Here is a 24,930-nt window from a genome sequence, read left to right as displayed (position 1 = left end):
CAACATCAGACAGAAAGATATCTGTCCTTGATGTCTGGCGTCTCCAGCAATTCCGACGAGGTGCCGGTCCAGACGATCCGCCCTTTTTCGATCACCAGATGCCGATCCGCCAGACGGGTCAACGCATCGACATTCTTGTCAATCAGCAGGATCGCCTCGCCCTCATCCTTGAGCAGGTGCAGACAGGTCCAGATATCCTCGCGCACCAAAGGTGCCAGGCCCTCGGTCGCTTCGTCCAATACGATCAGGCGCGGATTGGTCATCAGCGCGCGGCCGATGGCCAGCATCTGCTGCTCTCCGCCGGAAAGCTGATCGCCCATGTTGCGGCGTCGTTCGCGCAAAGAAGGGAACAGCTCAAAGATCCGCTCCAGCGTCCACTTGCCGCCATTGGCACCGGGCATGCGGGCGGTCGCCACCAGATTTTCCTGCACGCTGAGCGTCGGAAAGATCTGCCGCCCCTCGGGCACCAGCCCCAGCCCTGCCGCCGCGATCAGATGCGGTGCCGCGCGGGTCATGTCCTTGCCGTCGATGCGGATATGACCGGCGCGCGGGCGCACCAGCCCGAAGATCGAATTGACCGTCGTGGTCTTGCCCATGCCGTTGCGGCCTAGCAGCGTCACGACCTCGCCGGGGGCAACCGATAGGTCGACGCCAAACAGCACACGGCTTTCGCCGTAAGCGGTTTCCAGCCCTTCGACCTCCAGCATCAGGCAACCTCCTCACCCAGATAGGCCGCGCGTACGGCGGGGTCGCGGCGAATTTCGTCAGGCGAACCGCTGGCGATAATCCGGCCATAGACCAGCACCGAAATCCGGTCGGCCAGCGCAAAGACAGCCTGCATGTCATGTTCGATCAGCACCAAGGTGAGACGCGATTTCAGCCTGCGAAACAGCGCCACCAGATGTTCCGCCTCTTCTCCACCGGTACCGGCCAGCGGTTCGTCCAGCAGCAAAAGCCGTGGTTTCGTGGCCAGCGCGATGGCGATCTCAAGCTGGCGATGCTCGCCATGCGACATCGGACCAGCGATACGATGCGCCCGGTCCTCCAGCCCGACCTCGGCCAGCGCCGCCATCGCAGCCTCGTTCAGCGCCCGCTCACGGGCCGCCGAACCGAAGAACCGGAAGCTAGACCCGGAACGGGCCTGCACCGCCATCGCGACGTTTTCCAGCATCGTAAAACCTGGCAGGATCGAGGTGATCTGGAACGAGCGCGCCATGCCCAGCCGCACCCGTTCGTGCATTTTCAGGCGGGTGATGTCGCGCCCCTCATAGGCGATCTGACCGCTGTCGGGGCGCAATTGGCCGGAAAGCTGCGCAATCAATGTCGTCTTACCCGCACCATTAGGGCCAATGATCGCCTGCAATTCGCCCTCGATAATTTCAAGCGAGAGATCGTCTGTCACTTGCAGCGCGCCGTAAGCCTTGTGCAGATTGCGAGCGGACAGCAACGGGACGCTCATGGCGCTCGGCCCATGATACGGCGGATCAACCCGGTCATCCCGCCCGGTGCGTAAAGCACGACGAGAACAAGAAAAAGGCCGAAAAACAGCCGCCAGTGCTGGGTCAGCACCGCCAGCCAATCCTCAAGCAACAATGCGATGATCGCGCCGCCGATGGCCCCGGTCAGATTGCCGATCCCGCCCAGCACCACCATCACGATCAATTCGCCCGAGCGGTGCCAATTCATGAAGGCCGGCGAGACGAACTCGCTCTGATTGGCCAGCAATACCCCCGCGACCGAAGTCATGCAGCCGGAGATAACGAAAGCGGTCAGCTGATAGGGAAAAGGCGAAAACCCGATGGCCTGCATCCGTATCCGGTTTTCGCGCGTACCGGTCAGCACCCGCCCGAACCGCGAACGCACAAGCGCGGCGCTGAACCCGAAAAGCGCGACCAGAAACCCCAGCGCAATATAGAACAGCGCCAGGTCGTTCTCCAGCAACGGCTGGCCGAACACGGTCGAGCGCTGGCGCAATGTCAGCCCATCATCGCCGCCAAAGCCAGACAGCGAGACGAAAAAGAAATAGGCCATCTGCCCGAAGGCCAGCGTGATCATGATGAAATACACGCCACGGGTGCGCAGCGAAATGCCCCCGGTGATCGCGGCAAAGATTGCAGAAACCACCAATGCCGCAAGCAGATGCAGCCCCAAATCGGTGATGCCGTAAGATGACAGGATCGCCACCGCATAGGCCCCGATGCCCAAATAAGCGGCATGTCCGAAACTGACCATCGCGCCATAGCCAAGGATCAGATCCAGCGCCATCGCGGCAAGGGCAAAGACAACGATCCGTGTCGCGGTGACCAGCAGGAACGGATCGTCAAGCCAGCCCGCCAGCACCGGAACCAACGCAAATGCCGTAAACAGAGCAATCGCGACCCATGTGCGCACAGCGACGCGGGGCGGCACTATCGCCGCAGGATCAGCGTTTTTCACCCTCACGACGTGTTCCGCCCAAACAGACCGGCAGGCCGGGCGAACAAGATCGCCGCCATCAGGATATACACCACCATCGGGGCCAGCGTGCGGCCGGTTTGCGATGCGGCCGCCGGGTCCATGATGGTGCGCAGCAGGATGGGCCCGAAACTGCGCCCCAGCGTATCCACCACCCCAACCAGCAGCGCACCCAGAAACGCGCCCCGGATCGATCCGATACCGCCGATCACAATGACCACGAAGGCAAGGATCAGCACGCTTTCGCCCATGCCGGTATCGACCGACAGGATCGGCGAGATGATCGCCCCGGCAAAGCCTGCCAACATCGCCCCAACCGCAAAGACCAGCGTGAACAGCCGCGAAACATTCACCCCCAAGGCCGACACCGTAGAGCGGTGCGACGCCCCTGCCCTTAGCAGCATGCCAATGCGTGTATGGTTGATGACCAGCCACAGCCCCAGCGCCGTGACCAGCCCCGCCGCAATGATTGCGACACGATAGACCGGGTATTGCAGCGGCCCGGCCAGCGGGATCGATCCGCTTAGCAGCGTGGGCATCGGCACGGTGAGCGGCGCGGTGCCCCAGAGGATCTTGACGCCCTCGTTCACGATCATCACCAGCCCGAACGTCGCCAGCACCTGATCCAGGTGCGAGCGTTCGTAAAGTCGTCGAAACACCAGAAATTCAAGCGCCAGCCCAAACACCAGCGTCGCCGCCAGCGCCAGCAGCAATCCGGCGGCGAAACTTCCGGTGATCATGGTGAAGGCCGCCATCAGATAGGCCCCCACCATGTAAAGCACGCCATGCGCCAGATTGACGAAATCCATGATTCCGAACACCAGCGTCAGCCCGGCGGCGATCAGGAACAAGAGCACGCCGAACTGAACCCCGTTCAGAAGCTGAAGCAAGAAAAGGCTGGTCATCTATCTGACGCCCCCGACATTGCCCTTAGTTGGGCATCACGCATTCCGAGGCGTAATTATCCTGATAATCCTCGAAAATCTTGCGCACCATTGAAGTCTGGAACTTGCCGTCGTCGCGCTTGACCACCTCGGCCAGATAGAAATCCTGAACCGGATAATGGTTGGGACCGAAGGCGAACTTGCCCCGCAGGCTCTGAAATTCGGCGGCTTCCAGCGCCTTGCGCAGCCCTGCACGATCCTCAAGATCGCCGCCGACCGCACGCACCGCGGCATCAAGCAGAAGGGCGGTATCATAGCCGTGCATGGCATAGCTGCCGGGCACCGAGCCGTACTTCTCCTCGTAAGCCGTGACAAAGGCGCGGCTTTGCTCGTTATCCGTGTCGGGGGTCCAGTTGGCACCGGAATAGAACCCGACAGCCGCGTCCTGCTGTGCCGGCAAGGTGCTTTCATCCACCGTGAATGCCGACAGGAACGGGATCGAGGCAAGCCCCGCCTGGCGGTATTGCTTGACCAGATTCACGCCCATCCCGCCAGGCATGAAGGTGAACAGCGCATCGGGCTGCATCGCCGCGATCTGCGCCAGTTCCGCCGAGAAATCGAGCTGCCCCAACTGGGTATAAATCTCGCCAGCGATGCCACCGTCATAGGAGTGTTTGAACCCGCTCAGACTGTCCTTGCCCGCCTGATAGTTCGGCGCCATCAGGAACACGTTGTCATAGCCCTGTTTCTTGGCATGGGCGCCCATCACCTCGTGCATCTGGTCGTTCTGATAGGATGTCGCGTAGAAGTTTGGGTGACAATCTGCCCCGGCAAAGGGCGACGGGCCCGCATTGGGGCTGATTAGGATCGTGCCGCTATCCGTTATCGGCTTGTGTATCGCCAGCGCAATATTTGAAAATGTCGGACCAACTACGAAATCGACCTCGTCGCGGGTCACAAGTTCGCGCGCCTTGTTGGCGGCGACATCGGGTTTTTGCTCGTCATCGACGATTATGACCTCGGTCGGCACACCGCCCAGATCACCGATCTGGTCAAGCGCCAGCAGAAACCCGTCGCGCCCCTGCTCGCCCAGCGTCGCCGCCGGTCCGGACAAGGTGAACATCAGCCCGACCTTCAGATCGTCTGCAGCGTTGGCGGCTCCGGCAAGCACCGTGGCCGCCAGAATCGAGGCAACAAGATTTGATTTAACGCTCATTTGGTCGCACTTTCCCTGTTCGGTGTTGAGTTCATTCCGGTTTTCCATTCCCGATATGCTCTACGTAATTTGGCGGCAAGTGTCGATGGTGCCGCTTTGAGCTAAAATGCTCTCCTGACACGGCTTTCCAGCCCAATAGTGACAGGTAAACAGCCGCCGCTTCTGAACAGGTGTATCAGGCTGAACAGATCTACAAATCGATGATGTTTGCCCGGCGTGCTACCCCCACGGCCCTGAAACGACTGCGCGCCCCCTCAGCATAAGGGGACGCGCAATTACGAGCCTTCAACCCTGCCGCAATGACGTCAGGGTAATTGTCTTCACGCCTTTTCTTTTTCCTTAACCAGTTCGTTTTGCAGGTAAGTTTCGAGCGAGTCGTCAAGCGCATCTTTCCACGGCGTATGGTGCGCAGGTGCCATCGTTCCGGTAATCACCGATCTGTAGGATTTATTACGGAAGGCCATGATGTCTTCCTTCTTATGATCCTTCCAAGCGAAAAACGCCTCGCAAGCCCCCTGCACATCGAAGTCGGGGTAATCGGTTTCCGCAATCAGCTCCTTGACGTAATCGCCCTGATACTGGATCGCATATTTGTCGCCGTCGCCGGCGTCCTCGCGGGCGATCCGCTCTTCGACATCCGCTTTGAGAACATTGAGGTCCGTGGGAACCTCGATCTTGCCCATGATGGCATCGCGGACCCACCACGCCTGCGCATCGAACATGTTAAAGGTGAACCACTGGTCCTGCATCCCCAGATAGAACATCTTGGTGTTGTTGATGAAAACGACACCTTTATAAAGGTCCGCCGTGGCGAGACGGTTGGTTGTCTTCAGGCGCAGATCGTCGGGCAGGAAATTGAAGAAATGCTTGTAGCCGGTGCAAAGGATAATCGCGTCCACATGACGTGAGCTGCCATCTTTGAAATGCGCGATATTGCCTTCCATCCGGACCAATGCCGGCACTTCGTCCCAGTTGTCTGGCCATTTGAAGCCCATCGGCGCGCTGCGATACGACGTGGTGATCGATTTGGCACCATATTTCCAGCATTGTGATCCGATGTCTTCGGCCGAATAGGACGATCCGAGCAGCAGCAGGTCCTTGCCAGCAAACTCACAGGCATCGCGGAAATCATGGGCATGGAGAATCCGACCCTTAAACTCCTCGAAACCTTCGTAATGAGGTACGTTGGGCGTCGTGAAATGCCCCGAGGCGCAGATCACGTGATCAAAGGTTTCCTCATAGGTGGAATCCTTCACCTGATCATGTGCGGTAACCGTGAAGGTTTCGTCGTCTTCGTTATAGCGGACGAACCGTACTGGCGTGTTGAACCGGATCCAGTCGCGAATGCCGGCCTTGAGCACGCGGCCCTCAATATAGTCGAATAGCACGGCGCGGGGCGGATACGAGGCGATCTGCTTTCCGAAATGTTCCTCGAACGAGTAATCGGCGAATTCCAACCCCTCTTTCGGGCCGTTCGACCATAGGTAGCGATACATCGAGGAATGCACCGGCTCGCCGTTTTCATCCAGCCCGGTGCGCCACGTATAGTTCCACAGACCGCCCCAGTTGCTCTGCCGTTCAAAGCAGACGATTTCCGGAATCTCTTCGCCCTTGCTCCGAGCTGATTCGAAAGCGCGCATCTGCGCCAGACCGGATGGGCCCGCACCGATAATAGCTATTCTCTTGGTTTTCATCACTTTCTCCCCTACTGGTATGGACCACTATCTTAACTTTGGCCCCTTTGGTCCTGCAAATGGTGCTATTTTCTATACCAAAGTGTCAACATTTATCCAAACGGGCAGAAAGCGGGTGAACATCCGGGCAAGCGGTGGTACTTAGGAACGATGACCCTTTCCAGTTTTGCACATAAGCTAGCCGTCTCAACGGCCTTCCCTCGCCTCTCGGTTGGGATGAACGAGGCAATAAACATCGGCTTTCTGGCCCCGCTGAGCGGTCCAGTACAGTCTTGGGGCCTGCCGGGGTTGAACGGCTGTCAGATCTGGGTCGACTGGCTGAATCGCAATGGCGGCCTGATGATCGGTGGGCGGCGTTACCCCATTGAAATCAAAGAATATGATTGCGGCTATAGCGAGCAGCGCGCAATTGACGGTGCCCATGAGCTGGTCGAAAAGCACGACATCAAACTGTTGATGATGCTGGGGGGAGATACCTATACGCCGCTGCGCGACTATCTGGGCGAACGGCGGATCTTGACCTCGACTCTCCTGCCCAGCGACCTGTCACCCGACAGCCCCTATCTGATCGCCCCCAGCGAATTGCATCCGGTCTACAATGTCACCGGCGTCGAATGGTTGGCTGCAAATCGCTCAGAGTTGAAAAAAGTCGCGCTGTGCAGCCAGAAAGATGCTCTGGGCATACCCTCGCTTGCGACTTATCGTGCTGCGTTTGCCGCCGAAAACATGCCATTGATCAAGCAGATTCAGTACGATGCCGACAGCACCGATGCGGCAGGGATCGTGCAGGCAATGCTGGACACTGACCCCGATATCCTGTGCTGGTGCACCAGCCGCACGCCAATGGTTCACGCCATGACGGAATATGCCCATGCGCAGGGGTTCAAGGGGCAAATTATCTCATGCACTCTGGATCAATACGAACATCTGGTCGCCCGCACATCTGCTGAATTTATGGAAGGTGTGGTGTTCCAGTTTCCGGATTTCGATGATCCGCTGCTGCGGGAAAAGGCCTTCTTTTTCAACCAGCCCCATGTTTTTTTCGAACAGTATAACCGCCGGTTTCCCGACACTTGGAGCGCAGTAAGCTGGGAATATGCGGCGATTCTGGACATCTGGCACGGCGCTGTCGAAAAGTGCAACAGTATCAGACCCGAATCGGTGCTGGCTGCGATGAAACAACTGGGGCATGTGACCCATGCCTTTGGCCCTGCGCACTGGTGGGGGCAGGATATGTTCGGCATCGATAACGCTTTGATCGGCGACTGGCCCATCGTCACTATCCAGAACGGCAAGGCCAGGATTGTCGACTTTGGCTCCATACCAGATTGGCTGACACGTCACGGCGACCTGCTCAAAAAGGAAATGAGAGACCTAGGGCAGCTGTGGCATCAGCGCATCCCCACGGATCGGACCAAGATGATTCAGCGTGAGCAATGGGCGACGCCCTGATCGCGATCGCAGATATGAAGCGTTAAAAGTCCTGCAAGAGCAGTTTTTGCTCTTCAATCAGATGCAGCTTGATGAGTTCGACAGCGCGCTCGACATCACGTGATGCAATGGCGTTGAACAGGGTATTATACCGCTGCTGGTATTCCAGAATCCGCTTGGGCGTCAGATGCCGTCGCAGCAAGGTCGTGCGAAAACTGACCCGGCAAGCCTCGATCGCCAAATCATAGCATGACGCTAATAGCGGGTTGCGGGTACCGGCTGCGATCTTGCGATAGATATTCTCCTCGCATTTCACAAACGCTGTCACGTCGGTGCGGACATGCTCGATCTCGGACATCAGCTGCTCCAGTTCCCTGATCTCGCGCGGCGTCATGTTGATAACCGCCAGTCGCACCATTTCGGGCTCCAGAATTCCGCGCACGACAAGATGGTCTAAGGGGCTGGTCTCAAAAGCGATGGACTTGTCGACCCGCTCGGCTGGAGGCGTTTCCGATCGATAGGTGACGAAACTGCCGCTGCCGGGGCGCCGTCTGATCACGTTGCGAGCCTCAAGAATGTCCAGCGCCTCACGCACGGTGTTGCGCGCCACACCAAGCTCCGAAGCGAGTGCTCGCTCGGACGGAAGGCGGGTATCCACCGGATATTCCTCATTTTTTATCTGGGCGAACAGACGATCCAAGACCACCTGTACCGTCGCACCGACAGAGTGAGTCGCGATGATCTGCGAGGTTATTTCCTGATTGTCGGTACTCATTTAACTGCCTTAAGAGAGGTTACGTCCTAACTGATGCCCAATAATCCTGACGGACACGGCAAGATAGCAGCAATTGGCAAATTTGGTCCAGCAACTAAACTCAGGAAAACTCAAAACCAGCGACGGGTCAATTTTGGCCAGTGCCGGTCCGGACAAACAAGGCAGAACAACATCCGCGAATATTTAATAGGCATGTCCGTTCATTTCTGGCTCGCACATGAGAAAGCCCCGGAAACTGTTCCGGGGCTTTTCATTTTTTCAACCGCTGTCAGGCTTAGCTGTAGTTGCCCTTGACCCGCTCTTTCTTGGGGTCGAAGTGCGGATAGGGAACAATCGTGGCCTTCAGGCGCTTCTGATCGCCATCCAACTGACCGATCTCGACCTCAGTGCCATATTCGGCATGAGCGAGATCCATCCGCGCCAGCGCGATGACCTTGCCAAGGATTGGCGATTTCATCGCCGAGGTGATTTCGCCGATTTGCGGCTTGCCGATATGGACGCAGTTGCCCGGCACCGGCACAATGCCGCCTTCCAGATCCAGACCGACCATCTTGCGCTGAGGGTGCGCTTTCCGGCGCTCCAGAGCCTCGCGCCCGATGAAATCATCCGTTTTCGACTTCAGCGGCACCGTAAAGCCAATTCCGGCTTCCATCGGGTCGGTTTGGTCGTCGAATTCGGAACCGGCAAAGATCAGCCCGGCTTCGATGCGCAGCAGGTCCAGTGCGGCCAGCCCCAGCGGGATCATGCCCATCGGCTCACCGACCTTCCAGATTGCTTCGAATACTTCTTCGGCATCCTTGGGGTGGCAGAACACCTCATAACCCAGTTCGCCCGAGTAACCGGTCCGGCTGACCACAACGGCAGGTCCGTGATAATCGCCAATACGACCGATGGTCAGACGGAACCAGTCCAGCTCTTCGAGGGTCGAGTTCTCTGGCGGGGTCCAGATCACCTGCTTCAGGATCTCGCGCGACAGCGGACCTTGCACCGCAACGTTACAGTGGTGGTCGGTCGAGTTGCGCACCCAGACATTCAGATTCCGCTCAACCGCTTGCTTGCGCAGCCACAGCCCGGACTGGTCGTTGCCGCCGATCCAGCGGAAGTTGGTTTCGCCCAGACGGTAGACTGTGCCGTCGTCGATCATGCCACCATGCTCATAGCACATCGCAGTGTAGACGACGCCACCGACTGGCAGCTTCTTCATGTTACGCGTCACGCAAAGCTGCATCAGCTTTTCTGCGTCTGGTCCGGTGACCTCGTATTTACGCAGCGGCGACAGATCCATGATCACGGCTTTTTCGCGCGCAGCCCAGTATTCGGCGATCGCACCGTGGTTGCTCATCTGGTTGGGCAGCCAAAAACCCTGATATTCGACGAAGTCCCGCGTGTGCTTTGCAAAGCACTCGTGGAAACCGGTCTTTTTCGTTTCTTCCATATCCGCCTCCGGAAATTTCCGCCAGCCGATCGAACGGCTGAATTCGTTGGTTTTTTCATAGGTCCGGACCTGAATGTCCGTGGGGTTCCAGCCATTGGCCGGGTCGATGTCGCAGGGACAGGCTGTCGAGATACAGACCAGATCTGTCATTGCACGCAACAACACATAATCGCCAGGACGCGAATAGGGGTCGTCCATGGTGATCGAGTGGGTATCGTCCAGCATTGTGTTGAAGAAGAAGTTGATCGCTGGCCAGCCGCCGCGCGGACGTACGCCATACTGACCCAACTCGACATTGATATTGTCCGAGCAGTTGAGGTGTCCCGGATAGCCGAGCTCCTCGTAATAGCGCGCGGTACAAGCCAGCCCGAATGTGTCATGCCGCCCGACCGTGTCCTGCACGATCTCGACCAAACGCTCCTGATCCGAAGAGCAGTAGCGCGAATGCAGACCCGGATTGGGATAGAGCGAGCCCATCAAGGCCCGAGTCGTGGTCGGGTCGATCTCGCGCTCAAGTCCCTTGTCCAGCGCGCGCATCGAAAACGCCTGGAAATCCGAACATTCGCGCCCCTGCACGTCAAGCACTTGGATATACTGGCCCTTGCGAACCTCATAAGCCTTTGCTTCGCCGGGCAGAATATTGATATCGACAAGCGGGTCGGCCAATGGCTCGGGCGGCAACAGCTTGCCTTTTTCATCTCCCGGATTGGCGCGGCTGATATACAGCGCGATTTCGGTCGGTATCCACTGCTCATGCGGGCTCGTCGCGACACCGGGCGCGCAGACGATCAGCAAGCCGTCGCTGGTGGCAGTGAATTTCTCGACCTCACCGGCGCGTGAACCATCGCTGAAAATCCGTGTTCCATCGGCGCGACCGATGTCGAAACCGGCAGCGTCCAGCGCCCGCAGCACCTTGGCTCCGGATTTATCGCTGAGCAGCGCGGCTTTCAGCCCTTCGGGGTCGCGTCCACCGCTGGCCCCGATCATTGCCGCATCCGAGGTTCCGTCGGGCGCAAAAAACACGAGCTCAACCGGTTGCAGGCCTTCCCGGTCCTGCACGGTGATTTCGTCACCTTGGAAAATCTGAACTGCGCGGCTGCCCCCACCCGGGATCGGATGCCGCTCAACCCCATGAGGCAGGATCGGCAATCCCGGCGTCACCACGCCGGCCCGTTCATAGGGGTTTTGGAAGATTACGTTGGTATTCATGGTATTCATGGCGGCGTCCCCCTTGATAGGGTCATAGGTGACTTCGAAGACCAGTCAGAGCGCTGGTCGACGCATATGGTTGCTTCGTCCGAATCAATTTTCGGACTGGCCCCACTATGGCAAGTAAGTTGCTTTTCTCTGAATGTTTTTTTGATACTCTATGCCCGCGTTAATTAGAGCCAAGAGGTCGCTCGCCATGGTTTGGCAAACATGCTGTATAGCAGCAAACGAATCACGGAGTGGAAATCCGGTCATGGACGGTCTGAACGAATGAGAAAGGGCAACCCATCGTTGCCGCCACTGGACTATCTGCTGGCCTTCGAGGCTGCGGCAGAAGATCAGAGTTTTGTCGGAGCCTCCCGCAAACTCAACATCAGTGAGACCGCCATCAGCCGAAAGGTCCGATTGCTTGAACACCACTATAACGTGCCGCTATTCATACGCGGGCACCGCTCGATCCACCTGACCCCGCAAGGGCAGCGGTTTCTGGGCGAGATCAAGCCCGCCCTGCAGGGATTACGCGATGCCTCGCGCCGGATTGTGGCCGAAGATCAGGTCCGGACGGTGACGCTGGCCGCGACCAATTCAGTTGCCGCGCTGTGGCTGATGCCGCGCCTGCAGGCATTCACTCGGGCCAATAAACATATCAAGATCATGCTTGTCGCTTCGGACAACGATGCCGAGTGTCTCGCTGATTCCGTCGATCTGGCGATCTTGCGCGGCAGCAGCGATTGGCCCGGCCATGAATCCCGTCTGCTTTTTGGGGAAACCATTTTTCCGGTCTGCACGCCCGAATATATGGCGGCGCACCCCGGCGTGCAGAATCTGGCGGACCTGCCAAAACAGGACCTGATCGAGGTGGCATCGACCCGCAGCGAATGGATGAACTGGAACACTTGGCTGTCCCGTATCGGCGCTTCAAGCGCGAATATTGACCAGGGAGCACTGTTCAACACCTATCCGCTGGCTGTGCAAGCGGCTGTCGACGGTCTGGGCGTCGCGCTGGGGTGGGGCCACCTGGTAGACCGACACCTAGAAGACGGCAGGCTGGTGCGCCCTCTGGAGGAGCGGCAGGTGCGCACCGAACAGGGCTATTATCTCCTACGTCCTCGCAAGGCCGATCATTTCGATGAGTGCCGTGTCGTCGAGAATTGGCTGCTCGAAGTCAGCGCTGCCGCGTCGAGGCCCGGTCCCTAATTCGAGAAAAAAGTGCCGCCTTGTCGGATCCGGTAAGGTGATTGTCCGATCCGAAGGTTAACTCCTCATTGAAATTGCGCATTGTCGTGTCGCAAATGAATGAGGTCATCCATGGGCTATTCCGGTTTTCGGGTCATCAAAGAAGCACTGACGGGTCACAAGGGTTGGAAGCCAGCCTGGCGTGACCCTGAACCACAATCGGCTTACGATTACATCATCATCGGTGGTGGTGGGCACGGGCTGGCGACAGCCTATTATCTGGCCAAGGAGTTCGGCAAGAAGCGAATCGCCGTGCTGGAAAAGGGCTGGCTGGGCGGCGGCAATGTGGGCCGCAACACCACCATTATCCGCTCGAACTATCTGCTGGATGGTAACGAGCCGTTCTACGAATATTCGATGAAGCTCTGGGAAGGGCTGGAGCAAGAACTGAACTATAACGCGATGGTCAGCCAACGCGGCATTCTGAACTTGATCCATACCGACCCGCAGCGCGACGCCTTTACCCGGCGCGGCAATGCGATGATCCTGAACGGAGCCGATGCAGAACTGCTGAGCGTCGAGCAGATCAAGAAGGAATATCCTTTCTTGAATTTCAACGACGCCCGCTTCCCGATCAAAGGCGGGTTGGCGCAGCGACGCGGCGGCACGGTGCGCCATGACGCGGTGGCCTGGGGTTACGCCCGCGCCGCGGATCGCCTTGGTGTCGATCTGATCCAGAACTGCGAAGTCACCGGCTTCCGCATCGAGAACGGAGTTTGCAAGGGGGTCGAAACCTCGCGCGGCTACATCGGTGCAAACAAGGTTGCAAGTTGTGTCGCCGGCTCGTCTCCGCGCGTGATGTCCCACGCCGGGATACGCCTGCCCATCGAGACCACGGTCATGCAGGCCTTTGTCACCGAAGGGCTGAAGCCAATCATGCCGGGGGTGATCACCTTTGGTGCCGGACACTTCTATTGCAGCCAATCCGACAAGGGCGGGCTGGTCTTTGGCGGCGACCCGGACGGCTACAACTCGTACGCGCAGCGCGGCAACCTGCCCACGGTCGAGGATGTCTGCGAAAGCGGCATGGCCCTGATTCCGGCTCTGGGGCGCGCCCGCATGCTGCGCATGTGGGGCGGCGTGATGGATATGAGCATGGACGGCTCGCCCATTATCGACAAAACCGAAATCGGCGGGCTCTACTTCAACGGCGGCTGGTGTTACGGCGGGTTCAAAGCAACGCCGGCCTCGGGCATGTGCTATGCGCATCTGCTGGCCACCGACACGCCGCACAAATACGCCGCCGCCTATCGTTTCGACCGCTTCCGTCGCGGTTATGTCATCGACGAAAAAGGCATGGGCCCATCGCCCAGCCTGCATTGAGGAGCAGCCAGAGATGATTATCAATCACCCGCTTCTTGGACCGCGCGACGCGCAGGAATTCACCTTTCTGGGCTCTGCGTCACTGATCGACCGCCCTGATTGGCAGGCCGAAGACGCATTGGAGCAGTTCAGCGATTACACCTATTTGCGAAACGACACCGGTGGTGAAAACCGTGAACTGTGGTTCCACGAAGCCGGCGATCGCAGCTGGCTGGTGGTGACGCGCAACACGTTTACCCACGAAATCACCAATGTCGAGATGGCCAGTGATGTGGCCCGCGCACGGGGGCGCAGCAAATGACCTATACCAATCGGGCAGATGGCAGCCAGATCAACCAGCCGACCGCGCGCGCCCAGACCGGCGCTCACAGCGGAAAAACACAGGTCAATCGACTGGCCGGCGGGCAGATCGATCAGCAATCGTCCATCAACTTCAGCTTCGACGGCAAGCAATATCAGGGCCATCCGGGCGACACGCTGGCCTCGGCGCTGCTGGCCAACAACGTGCGCTTAATGGCGCGGTCGTTCAAATATCACCGCCCACGTGGGGTGCTGACTTCGGACAGCGCCGAGCCGAACGCCTTGGTCGAACTGCGCACCGGCGCGCGGCAAGAGCCGAACACTCGCGCCACAACCGCCGAACTTTTTGACGGCCTGGTGGCCAAAAGCCAGAATCGCTCGCCCTCGCTGAAATATGACTTCATGGCGATCAACGACCGTTTCTCGAACTTTTTGACGGCGGGTTTCTACTATAAGACCTTCATGTGGCCGGTTTCGTTCTGGGAAAAAATCTATGAGCCGATCATCCGCAAAGCGGCCGGTCTTGGCTCGCTCTCGTTAGAGGAAGACCCGGATGAATACGACAAGGGGTTCCTGCACTGCGATCTTCTGGTCGTCGGCGGAGGTCCTTCGGGTCTGTCGGCTGCTTTGACAGCGGGCCGCGCTGGCGCGCAGGTCATTCTGGCCGACGAAGACTATCTTTTCGGTGGCCGCCTTAATGGCGAAACTTTCGGCATCGGTGAGCAGTCCGGGCAGGATTGGGTAGCCGCAACCGTGGCGGAACTGCATTCGCTACCGAATGTGCGCTGCATGTCTCGGACCACCGTCAACGGCGCCTATGACCACGGCATCTACAGCGCGGTCGAAAGGGTGTCGGACCATCTGCCGGTGCCGCCCGAGGGCAAGCCGCGCCAGATCCTGTGGCGCATCTACAGTAAGCGCACCCTGCTTTGCGCTGGTGCAATCGAGCGTCCCATCGCCTTTGAAAACAACGACCGCCCCGGCATCATGCTGGCCAGCGCCATGCGCGATTACGCCAACCGCTGGGCGGTAACCGCGGCACATAAGGTCGCCATCTTTACCAACAACGATGATGGGCACCGCACCGCGGTCGATCTGATCGCGAAAGGCGTCAAGGTTGCGGCGGTGATCGATACCCGTGCCGATGCACCGCGGATCGCCGATTGCGAATTGCTCGCGGGCGCACAGGTGATCGACACATCGGGTCGCCTCGGGCTGAAATTCATCAAGGTTCGGCTGGCCGATGGCTCGGAGCGCAGTATCGAATGCGGTGCCTTGGGTGTCTCCGGCGGCTGGAACCCCAACGTGCATATGACCTGCCACCAGCGTGGCCGCCCGATCTGGAATGAGCAGATTTCAGCCTTTGTGCCGGGTGAAGACAGCATTCCGGGCATGACCGTGGCCGGGGCCGCGAACGGCGATTTCTCGACCGCCGCCGCGCTGGAAACCGGTAGCGCACAGGCCGTTGCGGCACTGGGCGATCTCGGCATCAAGACCAGCAAGATCGACCTGCCCCAGGCCGAGGACGCGCCGGTGAACATCCAACCGTTCTGGCATGTCCGCCATGGCAAGGGCCGGGCGTGGCTGGATCAACAGAATGACGTCACCGTAAAAGACGTGAAGCTGGCCCATCAGGAAAACTATCGCTCGGTCGAGCACCTCAAGCGGTATACGACTCTGGGCATGGCGACCGATCAGGGCAAAACCAGCAACATGGGCGGTTTGGCAATCATGGCCGAACTGACCGGCCAGTCGATCCCCGAAACCGGCACCACGATCTTCCGCCCCCCTTATAGCCCCGTCGCCATGGGAACCTGGGGCGGGCGCGCACGCGGCAAGGATTTCCATCCGGTTCGCGAAACCCCAAGCCACAAGTGGGCGCTCGAAAACGGTGCTTCCTTTGTCGAAGTCGGCAACTGGCTGCGTGTCCAATGGTTTAGCCAGCCCGGTGAAACCCATTGGCGCGAAAGCGTGGACCGCGAGGTGCGGGCCGTACGGGCATCGGTTGGCGTGTGCGATGTGACCACATTGGGCAAGATCGACATTCAAGGCACCGATGCGGCACCATTCCTCAATACGGTCTATGCCAACGCATTTGCCAAACTGGCCGTTGGCAAAACCCGCTATGGATTGATGCTGCGCGAGGATGGCAATGCAATGGACGACGGCACCACCGCCCGCCTGTCCGAACATCATTTCGTGATGACGACAACGACCGCCAACGCTGTGGAGGTCTATCGCCACATGGAATTCGTGCGGCAGTGCCTGTTCCCGGACATGGACGTGCAGCTGATTTCAACCACCGAAGCCTGGGCACAATATGCCGTGGCTGGACCGAACAGCCGCAAGCTGCTGCAAAAGATCGTGGATCCCGAATTCGACCTCTCCAATGAAGGGTTCGAGTTCATGGCCTGTCGCGAGATCACCGTTTGCGGTGGCCTGCGCGCGCGCCTGTTCCGGATCTCGTTCTCGGGCGAGCTGGCTTATGAAATTGCGGTGCCGACACGTTATGGCGACGCACTGTTCCGCCGGATTATGGAAGCAGGCAAGGAATTCGATGTCGTCGCCTATGGCACCGAAGCGCTTGGCGTGATGCGGATCGAAAAAGGTCACGCTGCCGGGAACGAACTGAACGGCACAATCACCGCGCTGAACCTCGGGATGGGGCGAATGGTTTCGAAAAAGAAGGACAGCATCGGGTCCACCATGTCCGAGCGCGAGGGCATGAACCTGCCCGATGCGCTGAACATGGTCGGTTTCAAGCCGGTCAACAGCGCCGACAAAGTGACCGCCGGCGGTCACCTGATGACAAAAGGAACGCCTGTCGATGCGGAGCACGATCAGGGCTATGTCACCTCGGCGTGCTATTCGCCGATCCTTAACTCATCGATTGGCCTGGGCTTCCTGAAAGACGGTGCCAACCGCATGGGCGAAATTGTCAGCCTTGTCAGTCCGGTAACCAACCTGAATGTTGACGTCGAAGTCGTCAATCCGCAGTTCGTGGATCCAGAGGGAGTACGTGTCCGTGCATGATTTGAAACCGATTACGCCCCTCTGGGGCACCGTCGCGCAAGTCGATAACATTGGCGGGATGCGCATCTCGGAATGCCCCGATTGGGCGCTGGCATCAGTCGCGTCGCGCCGTGGAAAAGAGGACGCGGCGGCCGCCGCCGCGGCCAAATTCCTTGGCTTTGATCTTCCGGATGTGGCGCGCTGCGCCACCAAGGAACCGTTCGCCGCGTTCTGGATGGGACCCCATCAATGGATGATCGAGGCCCCTCATGACACCCATGAAGACCTTGCCGCCCAAGTTACGGCAGCCGTGGGCGAAAACGCCTCGGTCACCGAACAAACCGACGGCTGGGTGCGGTTCGACTTAGAAGGACCGCATTGCCATAGCGTGCTGGAATTGCTGTGCAACGCCAACACGCGCGCGATGGATCAGGGCGCTGCGCTCAGAACGCAACTGGCCCATCTGGGTTGCTTTCTGATCTGCCGTAAGACCGGCACGCATTTCAGCGTGATCGGCCCGCGTTCTTCAGCAGGATCGCTCCGCAATGCGCTGATCACCGCTGTCAAAAGCGCAACCTGAGCCAGCGCCTGCGGGCGTCTGTAGAAACCTTGTGGTCCGCTTCGGCGGGCCACTTTTCGTTTCACCGCTGCGAAAAAGGCGCAAACATGTTATGGTTACACCTCGGTTGCGAGGGCGCCATGTTTCGTTTGATTGCCGCGTTTCTGCTGGGTTTGTGGGCGACAACTTCCGCTTCACAAAACTGCTTGGAAATCCGATTCGACCGCGGCCATTCCTCGGGCGAGGTCAGCGGACAGGTTAGCGACGGTTGGCCGATGTGCTTTGTGTTCGGAACCGGTGCCGGCCAACTGGCACGATTGGAGCTTTTCGGCAGTGAAAACACCTGCTTTACCGTGCCCGACGTCATCGATTGCCAGGGCGACTACAGCTTTTACACCGGATCGGGTTTCTATCAGGTCATTGTATTTCAGCTGTTTCGCAGACCGGCATCCGAGCAATTCACCCTGCGCCTGTCCATCCAATAGCCTCGTCGGCGCACGTTCAATCTATGTCGACGGGATCGAGCGGTTGTCCTTGACCCGGAACATGTTGATTGTCTTGCGGTCCTCTTCCGGACTCAGCCCAAATGTCTGCCGGTAGTGACGGACCATCGGCGTTGCGGTGGCATAACCGACCGCGTTGGCGATTTCGGTCATCGTATCCTTTGAATATAGCACAAGCTGGCGCGCGGCGTTCATCCGCAACGAGCGATAATAATGCGACGGACTCTGGCCGGTCGCATGTTTGAAACTCCGCTCAAGCTGACGCGCCGAAACACCAATGGTCTGCGCCACATCAGCGACGGCGACAGGTTCGTCAATATGGTCAGAAAAAATATCGATCGCCTGCGCGACGACCGGCGGCAGCATGTCGGATGTGCTTTGGTTGCGTACGGTCGGAATTTTCTGCCGCACCCCCTGCCCCCGCACGAGCGGATGCTGGAACCAGCAGGCAACCTCGGTGGTGACATCCTCACCCAGCCTTTCCTCGATAATGTGCAGCATCAGGTCGAAAGCAGCCGCAGCCCCCGACACTGTATAGCGGTTGCGATCGATCCGGATCACATCATCGGTCATGCGGTGGTCAGGAAATTCGGCAGCAAAAGCAGCTTCGTAACACCAGTGCACGCTGCATTCGTACCCCGTCATCAGACCCGAACGCGCCAGCGGAAACACTCCGCCGCTGATGCCGCCCATCTTGACCCCGTGACGGGCAAGCCGCCGCAACAGGCCACCCGAAGCCTTGGGGTTTTCGAACGTAGACTGCGGACTGCTGAGCAAAAACAGGTAATCCAGATCATCGGCCTGATCCAGCGAAAGGTCTGGGTCAAACCCCACCTCGGCGCTTGAGCGTACCCGCGCCCCGTGCTCCGAGATTAGCTTCCAGCCAAAAGCGGTCTTTCCCGCGATTTCATTGGCCGCGCGCAAGGGTTCCACAGCCGAGGTCAGACAGGCCATCGGAAAACCCGGAAAGATCAAAAAGCCCAAAATCGTTGATTTTTCCGCCAAGGTCATTAATTATTCCTCACATGAAAGATTATGGACGACGCGGGCTGTGTGCAGGAGAGTGTATATGGCTTCTCCCCGGACAAATATGAAATTGAAACGTCAAGGATAAGGTCAATCATGCCCAAAACGGCTAAGCGCGATCTCAAGTCAGGCCGCAAGATATTAAGTCAGGACCCACACAAAGTCGCCAGCAGTCGCGAAAAAGTGCTTGAGGTCGCGATCGGTAAAGAGGTGCGAGCCCATCGCCGCCAGCAAAAGATGACCGTGTTCGCCTTAGCCGAGGCCACCGGTTTGTCCATCGGTATGCTCTCCAAAATCGAAAACGGCAACACGTCGCCGTCTCTGACCACCCTCCAAGCTCTGTCCCATGCGTTGAGCGTGCCACTAACAGCATTTCTGCGAGGTTTCGAGGAGACACGCGGTGCCATGCTCACCAAGGCTGGCGAAGGCGCAGAAACCGAACGGCGCGGAACACGGGCGGGGCATCAATATAATCTGCTTGGACATATCGGATCAAACGCCAGCGGTGTAGTCGTAGAACCCTATTTGATCACGTTGTCGGAAACTTCGGATACATTCCCGACGTTTCAGCATGACGGGATCGAGACGATTTATATGCTGGAGGGCGAGCTGGGTTACCGACACGGAAACGTCGTCTACTTTCTGGAAACCGGCGATACCCTATTTTTCGACGCCGATGCGCCCCACGGGCCAGAGGAGCTTATCAAGCTCCCGATCCGTTATCTTTCAATCATCGCTTATCCGCAGGCGAGCTAAGCGCAAGTTTTCGGCCAGACCGATTCGACCTGCTCTGGCTTCTCGTCAGACCCGATCTCCGTAGGTCTGGGCAGACCTCCCTTGACTAGCACCAGATATTCGAGCGCTTGGTGTCGTCACAGACATTTCACAGCCGCTCGGTGAGATTTCGAATCACATAGTGCCGGACCACGACCTATAGGCGGCCACTTTGGCTACGGCCTCTCTGCGGGCACCAGCGGGGTGCTTTTGTGGCGCATCGTCCCCTGCCGTAGGGGGCTATTTCCGCAGGTGTCTGGGCTATGCCCATCCCTCCATAGCAATACATCCCTGCCCCTTGGCAGAGGGGAGCGCTCCGCAAATTGCGAACCTCTCAGCGCGCTTAAGCGCAGCGCCGCAGCACAAGTTTCCTGCCAGGCAACGCAGCCGGCAAGAGGCAGCCTCTTCGACAATATATTGAAAGATTTCAGTTTCAGCGGCGGCTTGACCCTGCCCCAACACGCGGCGCGCAGCCTGCCATATATGGCGCTAGCCGCGAATTTCGCCGTCGTCCCCAGTGCAAACCAGCCCTGCCAACCCAAGCAAAAGCAGTGTTTTTAAGGCGCGGTTTCCACGCCCGCACTGGATGCAACGGGATGCAGTTCGATCCTCTGGTGAAAATAATATTCTTGCCAGTTGAATTGTGAAATTGAATTCGCTAGCCTGCGAATCGACAGTTCTCAAAAAAGGATCTATGCGATGTGTGGGATCGTTGGACTATTCCTAAAGGATAAATCGCTCGAGCCGCGTTTGGGCGAGTTGCTGACCGAAATGCTGGTCACAATGACTGAACGTGGCCCGGACAGTGCGGGTATCGCGATCTACCGCAATGGCGGTGGTGATGCGTCGAAACTGACCCTTCAGTCGGAAAACGCTGACGAAGATTTCGCAACTATCGATGCTGATCTGGGCAACGCGATCGGTGCGACAGTGACTTCCGAGCGGAATGATACGCACGCGGTGCTTTCCGTGCCAAGCGACAAGATCGACCTGGCGCGGGACGCCCTGAGCAAAATTCGTCCGGACGTTCGCATCATGAGCGTCGGCGAAACCATCGAGATCTACAAGGAAGTTGGCCTGCCCAAGGACGTGGCGGCGCGCTTTGCTGTCGAAAAAATGGGCGGCACTCACGCAATCGGGCACACCCGCATGGCCACCGAGTCAGGTGTTTCGACCCTGAGTGCGCACCCGTTCTCGACCGGTGATGATCAGTGCCTGGTGCACAACGGCTCGCTGTCGAACCACAACAGAATGCGCCGCCAGCTGCGCCGTGAAGGCATGGTCATCAACACCGAAAACGACACCGAAGTCGGTGCCGCATATGTCAGCTGGAAAATGAAAACCGGCAGCACGCTGGGCGAAGCGCTGGAAAGCACCATCGACGATATCGACGGCTTCTTTAACTTCGTCGTCGGCACGAAAGATGGCTTTGGTGTCGTCCGTGACCCGATCGCGACGAAACCTGCTGTGATGGCTGAAACCGATCAGTATGTCGCATTCGCCAGCGAGTATCGCGCGTTCGTAGACCTCCCCGGTATCGACAACGCCCGCGTCTGGGAGCCGGAGCCTGCAACCGTTTATTTCTGGAATCATTAAGATGAACACAGTAGACCTTGAAACTCAAAGCCTTCGCAGCTTGAACCAGTCCCTCCACGATCTGATCGGAACCACCGAAAAGACAAAGTGGACAGTTCTCAACCCCAAAGGTGCCCATGCAATCGCGGCCGGGATCGACTCTCCGATGGATATCACGATCGACGGGTCCGCCGGGTATTTCTGCGCCAGCATGAACAAGCAGGCCGATGTTCACATCAAGGGTTCGGCTGGTCCGGGCCTTGGCGAGAACATGATCTCGGGCACCATCACTGTCGACGGTGACGCCAGCCAGAACGCCGGAGCGACTGCGCATGGCGGACTGCTCAACATCAAGGGCAACGCCAGCGCGCGTACCGGTATTTCGATGAAAGGCGTGGATATCGTCGTCCATGGCAGCATCGGACACATGGCGGCATTCATGGGTCAGTCGGGCAATCTGGTCGTACTGGGCGATGCCGGCGAAGCCCTTGGTGACAGCTGCTATGAAGCGCGCTTCTTTGTGCGCGGCGAGGTTAAAAGCCTTGGAGCGGACTGCGAGAAGAAGGAAATGCGTCCCGAACATATCGAATTCCTCAAGGACATCCTGGAACGCACAGGTGCCGATGCAAAGCCCGAGGAATTCACCCGCTATGGTTCGGCGCGTAAACTCTACAACTTCGACGTCGATAACGCGTCAGCATACTGAGGATCATGACCATGAAAGATTACGATTCTAAGGGCATTCCGCACACTACGCCACGCCAGTCCGCCACTTATACACTGGACGCCAACAGCGACATCCGTCGCGCGGCGGCAACCGGTATCTACGATATTCGCGGCGGCGGTGCCAAGCGCAAGGTGCCGAGCTTTGACGATCTGCTCTTCTTGGGTGCGTCGATCTCGCGCTACGCGCTGGAAGGCTATCGCGAAAAATGTGATACCAACGTTGTCCTTGGGACACGGTTTGCCAAGAACCCGATCGAGATCGATATCCCGATCACCATCGCTGGTATGAGCTTTGGCGCCCTGTCCGGGGCCGCGAAAGAAGCCCTAGGCCGTGGCGCCAACGCGGCTGGCACGTCGACCACAACCGGCGACGGCGGGATGACGCCTGAAGAGCGCGGACACTCCTCCAAGCTGGTTTATCAGGTGCTGCCATCGCGTTATGGGATGAATCCAGACGACTTGCGCAAGGCCGATGCGATTGAAATCGTCGTTGGCCAAGGCGCAAAGCCGGGCGGTGGTGGAATGCTGCTGGGTCAGAAGATCTCGGATCGCGTGGCCCAGATGCGCAACCTGCCCAAAGGCATCGACCAGCGGTCGTCCTGCCGCCACCCTGACTGGACTGGCCCGGATGATCTGGAAATCAAGGTGCTCGAGATCCGCGAGTTGACCGACTGGAAGGTTCCGATCTATATTAAGATCGCCGGTACACGTCCTTACTTTGACACCAAGCTGGCGGTAAAGGCCGGTGCGGATGTGATCGTGCTTGACGGTATGCAGGGCGGCACCGCCGCAACGCAAGACGTGTTCATTGAACATGTTGGCCTGCCCACCCTTTCCTGCATTCGCCCGGCGGTTCGGGCGCTGCAAGAGATGGACATGCACCGCAAGGTCCAGCTGATCGTATCGGGCGGTATCCGTTCGGGCGCCGACGTGGCCAAGGCGATGGCACTGGGTGCCGACGCTGTGGCGATCGGTACTGCCGCGTTGATCGCGCTTGGCGACAACGACCCGAAGTGGGAAGCCGAGTACAACAAGCTTGGCACGACTGCGGGCGCCTATGACGACTGGCACGAAGGTCTCGATCCTGCGGGTATCACCACGCAAGACCCCGAGTTGATGAGCCGGTTTGACCCTGTCGAAGGCGGGCGTCGTCTGCGGAACTATCTCAAAGTGCTGACGCTGGAAGCGCAGACGCTGGCACGAGCATGCGGCAAGAACCACCTCCACAACCTCGAACCCGAGGACATGGTGGCTCTGACCATGGAAGCCGCCGCAATGGCGCAGGTGCCGCTGGCAGGTACGGACTGGTACCCCGGCAAGGACAAGTTCTAAATAATCATGGCGCGGCATCCATTCTGGGTGCCGCGCTTTTTGTTTGATGCTACGAAAGCATACCAACTTTACTGACACCATACCAAATAGGGAGCGAATTTTGGCCATGGCGAAAGATCAACTAGTTCAGGAATCAGCAATCGACCTTGAAGAGTGGGGCCGCGAACGCGGCGTCAAATACTACATGGTCAACTTCACCGACATGCACGGCACGCAGCGCAATAAGCTGGTGCCGATCCGCGCGATCGGCCGCGTCCAGCGCAACGGCGCTGGCTTTGCCCCTTTTGCCGCTGGCTTTGACACAGAACCGTCCGAACCCGATATGACGGTGCTTCCCGACGCCGACGCGGCGATCCAGATCCCGTGGCAGCCGGAAATCGCCTGGGTTCCGGGCAACCCCGTCATGTATGGCGAATATTTCATGCAGGCCCCGCGCAACGTATTGCGCAAGCAGATGGACGACGCGGCCGAACTGGGACTTTACTTCAAAACCGGAGTGGAACCCGAGTTCTCGCTGCTGACACCCGACGGCAAGGCGCTTGCGGATGAGTTCGATAATGATGTGAAACCCTGTTATCACCAGCAGGCGATCATGCGGAACTATCACATCATCCGCGAAGTCAGCGAATACATGCAGGAACTGGGCTGGGGCTGCTACCAGAACGACCATGAAGACGCCAACGGCCAGTGGGAAATGAACTGGGACTTCGACGATGTGTTGAAGATGTCCGACCAGCTCAGCTTCTTCAAGTTCATGATCAAATACGTCGCCGAGAAGAACGGCATGCGCGCCAGCTTCATGCCCAAGCCGCTGCCAGAACTGACCGGCAACGGCCTGCACATTCACATGTCAGCGTGGGATTCTACCGGCACCCCCAAGAACAACCTGTTCGCGGGCTCGGGTGATACGCCGGCAGGACAGCATGGCCTGTCCGAGATCGGCGGGAATTTCCTAGGCGGCATCCTGCGCCACGGGGCGGCCTCGACGGTTATCGCCTGCCCGACGGTCAACAGCTACAAACGCATCGGCCTGCGCAGCACCGCGACCGGATCGACCTGGGCACCGAACTATGTGACTTGGTCGGGTGACAACCGCACGCACCTGCTCCGCCTTCCGGGTGATGGGCGCATGGAAAACCGTCTGCCCGACGGTGCGGTGAACCCCTATCTGCTGCCAGCGGTGATGATGGCTGCCGGCCTCAACGGGATCCGCACCAAAGCTGATCCGGGTCAGGCGCTGGATATCAACATGTATACCGAGCTTGACAAAATCCCAGCCGGCACACCGCAATTGCCGCGGAACCTGCTGGATGCCTTGCGTCTCTTCGAAGCCGATGAGGCATTGGTAAAGACGCTGGGCGAAGACTTCGCACGCGCGTTCCTGAACAAAAAGCACGAAGAGTGGGACGAGTACAGCAACCACTTCACCGAGTGGGAGCGCGAGCGCACGCTCGACTGCTGATACT

General features: G+C 58.6%; 21 protein-coding genes. 12 read left to right on the top strand and 9 right to left on the bottom strand.

All coding sequences use genetic code 11. The features are described from left to right. Positions 1–5 precede the first annotated feature (5 nt). The 6 genes from JAO82_RS07310 to JAO82_RS07285 form a co-directional block, all read right to left on the bottom strand. Positions 6–707, bottom strand: a complete 702-nt coding sequence (locus tag JAO82_RS07310; RefSeq protein ID WP_198685716.1) for an ABC transporter ATP-binding protein — start codon at positions 705–707, stop codon at positions 6–8. After that, entirely contained in the window at positions 707–1,459 is a 753-nt protein-coding gene (locus tag JAO82_RS07305; RefSeq protein WP_198685715.1) for an ABC transporter ATP-binding protein, read from the bottom strand. The genes JAO82_RS07310 and JAO82_RS07305 overlap by 1 nt, the downstream gene beginning before the upstream one ends. After that, positions 1,456–2,442 (bottom strand): branched-chain amino acid ABC transporter permease, encoded by a 987-nt coding sequence (locus tag JAO82_RS07300; RefSeq protein ID WP_198685714.1) that lies wholly within the window; start codon positions 2,440–2,442, stop codon positions 1,456–1,458. Before JAO82_RS07300 ends, JAO82_RS07305 begins: the two co-directional genes overlap by 4 nt. Then, on the bottom strand, positions 2,439–3,359 hold the full coding sequence (locus tag JAO82_RS07295) for a branched-chain amino acid ABC transporter permease (RefSeq protein WP_198685713.1): 921 nt from the start codon (positions 3,357–3,359) through the stop codon (positions 2,439–2,441). Before JAO82_RS07295 ends, JAO82_RS07300 begins: the two co-directional genes overlap by 4 nt. Positions 3,360–3,384: 25 nt before the next feature. Beyond that, positions 3,385–4,554 carry an ABC transporter substrate-binding protein gene (locus JAO82_RS07290; RefSeq protein WP_198685712.1) on the bottom strand — a complete coding sequence of 390 codons (1,170 nt, stop codon included), beginning with the start codon at positions 4,552–4,554 and terminating at the stop codon, positions 3,385–3,387. Positions 4,555–4,874: 320 nt separating this feature from the next. Next, positions 4,875–6,248, bottom strand: a complete 1,374-nt coding sequence (locus JAO82_RS07285; RefSeq protein WP_198685711.1) for an NAD(P)-binding domain-containing protein — start codon at positions 6,246–6,248, stop codon at positions 4,875–4,877. Between the two features lie 150 nt (positions 6,249–6,398). Here JAO82_RS07285 and JAO82_RS07280 point away from each other — a divergent pair, with 150 nt between their 5' ends. Then, positions 6,399–7,700 carry an ABC transporter substrate-binding protein gene (locus JAO82_RS07280; protein ID WP_198685710.1) on the top strand — a complete coding sequence of 434 codons (1,302 nt, stop codon included), beginning with the start codon at positions 6,399–6,401 and terminating at the stop codon, positions 7,698–7,700. Positions 7,701–7,722: 22 nt separating this feature from the next. On the opposite strand, the gene JAO82_RS07275 is transcribed toward JAO82_RS07280, so the two are convergent. Both JAO82_RS07275 and JAO82_RS07270 read right to left on the bottom strand, forming a co-directional pair. Continuing rightward, on the bottom strand, positions 7,723–8,454 hold the full coding sequence (locus tag JAO82_RS07275; RefSeq protein ID WP_198685709.1) for a FadR/GntR family transcriptional regulator: 732 nt from the start codon (positions 8,452–8,454) through the stop codon (positions 7,723–7,725). A 274-nt stretch (positions 8,455–8,728) separates the two neighbouring features. After that, positions 8,729–11,098 carry a DUF1989 domain-containing protein gene (locus tag JAO82_RS07270; protein ID WP_198685758.1) on the bottom strand — a complete coding sequence of 790 codons (2,370 nt, stop codon included), beginning with the start codon at positions 11,096–11,098 and terminating at the stop codon, positions 8,729–8,731. A 270-nt stretch (positions 11,099–11,368) separates the two neighbouring features. Between JAO82_RS07270 and JAO82_RS07265 the strand changes: the two genes are divergently transcribed. From JAO82_RS07265 to JAO82_RS07240, 6 genes are all read left to right on the top strand, one after another. After that, entirely contained in the window at positions 11,369–12,295 is a 927-nt protein-coding gene (locus JAO82_RS07265; RefSeq protein WP_198685708.1) for a LysR substrate-binding domain-containing protein, read from the top strand. A gap of 111 nt (positions 12,296–12,406) precedes the next feature. Next, positions 12,407–13,657 carry a sarcosine oxidase subunit beta family protein gene (locus JAO82_RS07260; protein ID WP_198685707.1) on the top strand — a complete coding sequence of 417 codons (1,251 nt, stop codon included), beginning with the start codon at positions 12,407–12,409 and terminating at the stop codon, positions 13,655–13,657. A gap of 13 nt (positions 13,658–13,670) precedes the next feature. After that, positions 13,671–13,958, top strand: a complete 288-nt coding sequence (locus tag JAO82_RS07255; protein ID WP_198685706.1) for a sarcosine oxidase subunit delta — start codon at positions 13,671–13,673, stop codon at positions 13,956–13,958. Then, entirely contained in the window at positions 13,955–16,990 is a 3,036-nt protein-coding gene (locus tag JAO82_RS07250) for a sarcosine oxidase subunit alpha family protein (RefSeq protein WP_198685705.1), read from the top strand. Before JAO82_RS07255 ends, JAO82_RS07250 begins: the two co-directional genes overlap by 4 nt. Next, positions 16,983–17,549: a sarcosine oxidase subunit gamma gene (locus JAO82_RS07245; protein WP_198685704.1), complete on the top strand. Its 567-nt coding sequence runs from the start codon at positions 16,983–16,985 to the stop codon at positions 17,547–17,549. Before JAO82_RS07250 ends, JAO82_RS07245 begins: the two co-directional genes overlap by 8 nt. A 119-nt stretch (positions 17,550–17,668) precedes the next feature. Beyond that, the gene (locus JAO82_RS07240; RefSeq protein WP_198685703.1) at positions 17,669–18,013 is read left to right on the top strand and encodes a hypothetical protein; all 345 of its coding nucleotides are present in this window, start codon (positions 17,669–17,671) and stop codon (positions 18,011–18,013) included. 21 nt (positions 18,014–18,034) lie between these two features. Here the strand turns inward: JAO82_RS07240 and JAO82_RS07235 are convergent, their stop codons facing one another. After that, entirely contained in the window at positions 18,035–19,042 is a 1,008-nt protein-coding gene (locus JAO82_RS07235) for a GlxA family transcriptional regulator (RefSeq protein WP_198685702.1), read from the bottom strand. A 111-nt stretch (positions 19,043–19,153) separates the two neighbouring features. Here JAO82_RS07235 and JAO82_RS07230 point away from each other — a divergent pair, with 111 nt between their 5' ends. The 5 genes from JAO82_RS07230 to glnT all read left to right on the top strand — a co-directional run bounded on the left by JAO82_RS07230 (position 19,154) and on the right by glnT (position 24,926). Then, entirely contained in the window at positions 19,154–19,813 is a 660-nt protein-coding gene (locus JAO82_RS07230) for a helix-turn-helix domain-containing protein (protein ID WP_198685757.1), read from the top strand. A gap of 717 nt (positions 19,814–20,530) precedes the next feature. Then, positions 20,531–21,427 carry a class II glutamine amidotransferase gene (locus tag JAO82_RS07225; RefSeq protein ID WP_198685701.1) on the top strand — a complete coding sequence of 299 codons (897 nt, stop codon included), beginning with the start codon at positions 20,531–20,533 and terminating at the stop codon, positions 21,425–21,427. 1 nt (position 21,428) lies between these two features. Next, positions 21,429–22,112: a GltB/FmdC/FwdC-like GXGXG domain-containing protein gene (locus tag JAO82_RS07220; RefSeq protein ID WP_198685700.1), complete on the top strand. Its 684-nt coding sequence runs from the start codon at positions 21,429–21,431 to the stop codon at positions 22,110–22,112. Between the two features lie 11 nt (positions 22,113–22,123). Continuing rightward, the gene (locus JAO82_RS07215) at positions 22,124–23,464 is read left to right on the top strand and encodes an FMN-binding glutamate synthase family protein (protein ID WP_198685699.1); all 1,341 of its coding nucleotides are present in this window, start codon (positions 22,124–22,126) and stop codon (positions 23,462–23,464) included. 106 nt (positions 23,465–23,570) lie between these two features. Continuing rightward, on the top strand, positions 23,571–24,926 hold the full coding sequence (gene glnT, locus JAO82_RS07210; RefSeq protein WP_198685698.1) for a type III glutamate--ammonia ligase: 1,356 nt from the start codon (positions 23,571–23,573) through the stop codon (positions 24,924–24,926). Positions 24,927–24,930: the final 4 nt, after the last annotated feature.

It is taken from the genome of Pontibaca salina (genome assembly GCF_016307205.1).
Lineage (GTDB): Bacteria > Pseudomonadota > Alphaproteobacteria > Rhodobacterales > Rhodobacteraceae > Pontibaca > Pontibaca salina.
The sequence above is the reverse complement of the archived record's forward strand: the minus strand, read 5'-3'. Positions and strand labels throughout refer to the sequence as shown.

Excerpts from the sequence above, each read along its gene's own strand:
- JAO82_RS07310 (WP_198685716.1), bottom strand. The coding sequence starts at position 707 with ATGCTGGAGGTCGAAGGGCTGGAAACCGCTTACGGCGAAAGCCGTGTG.
- JAO82_RS07305 (WP_198685715.1), bottom strand. The coding sequence starts at position 1,459 with ATGAGCGTCCCGTTGCTGTCCGCTCGCAATCTGCACAAGGCTTACGGC.
- JAO82_RS07295 (WP_198685713.1), bottom strand. The coding sequence starts at position 3,359 with ATGACCAGCCTTTTCTTGCTTCAGCTTCTGAACGGGGTTCAGTTCGGC.
- JAO82_RS07290 (WP_198685712.1), bottom strand. The coding sequence starts at position 4,554 with ATGAGCGTTAAATCAAATCTTGTTGCCTCGATTCTGGCGGCCACGGTG.
- JAO82_RS07285 (WP_198685711.1), bottom strand. The coding sequence starts at position 6,248 with ATGAAAACCAAGAGAATAGCTATTATCGGTGCGGGCCCATCCGGTCTG.
- JAO82_RS07280 (WP_198685710.1), top strand. The coding sequence starts at position 6,399 with ATGACCCTTTCCAGTTTTGCACATAAGCTAGCCGTCTCAACGGCCTTC.
- JAO82_RS07275 (WP_198685709.1), bottom strand. The coding sequence starts at position 8,454 with ATGAGTACCGACAATCAGGAAATAACCTCGCAGATCATCGCGACTCAC.
- JAO82_RS07270 (WP_198685758.1), bottom strand. The coding sequence starts at position 11,098 with ATGAATACCAACGTAATCTTCCAAAACCCCTATGAACGGGCCGGCGTG.
- JAO82_RS07265 (WP_198685708.1), top strand. The coding sequence starts at position 11,369 with ATGAGAAAGGGCAACCCATCGTTGCCGCCACTGGACTATCTGCTGGCC.
- JAO82_RS07260 (WP_198685707.1), top strand. The coding sequence starts at position 12,407 with ATGGGCTATTCCGGTTTTCGGGTCATCAAAGAAGCACTGACGGGTCAC.
- JAO82_RS07255 (WP_198685706.1), top strand. The coding sequence starts at position 13,671 with ATGATTATCAATCACCCGCTTCTTGGACCGCGCGACGCGCAGGAATTC.
- JAO82_RS07250 (WP_198685705.1), top strand. The coding sequence starts at position 13,955 with ATGACCTATACCAATCGGGCAGATGGCAGCCAGATCAACCAGCCGACC.
- JAO82_RS07240 (WP_198685703.1), top strand. The coding sequence starts at position 17,669 with ATGTTTCGTTTGATTGCCGCGTTTCTGCTGGGTTTGTGGGCGACAACT.
- JAO82_RS07235 (WP_198685702.1), bottom strand. The coding sequence starts at position 19,042 with ATGACCTTGGCGGAAAAATCAACGATTTTGGGCTTTTTGATCTTTCCG.
- JAO82_RS07230 (WP_198685757.1), top strand. The coding sequence starts at position 19,154 with ATGCCCAAAACGGCTAAGCGCGATCTCAAGTCAGGCCGCAAGATATTA.
- JAO82_RS07225 (WP_198685701.1), top strand. The coding sequence starts at position 20,531 with ATGTGTGGGATCGTTGGACTATTCCTAAAGGATAAATCGCTCGAGCCG.
- JAO82_RS07220 (WP_198685700.1), top strand. The coding sequence starts at position 21,429 with ATGAACACAGTAGACCTTGAAACTCAAAGCCTTCGCAGCTTGAACCAG.
- JAO82_RS07215 (WP_198685699.1), top strand. The coding sequence starts at position 22,124 with ATGAAAGATTACGATTCTAAGGGCATTCCGCACACTACGCCACGCCAG.
- glnT (WP_198685698.1), top strand. The coding sequence starts at position 23,571 with ATGGCGAAAGATCAACTAGTTCAGGAATCAGCAATCGACCTTGAAGAG.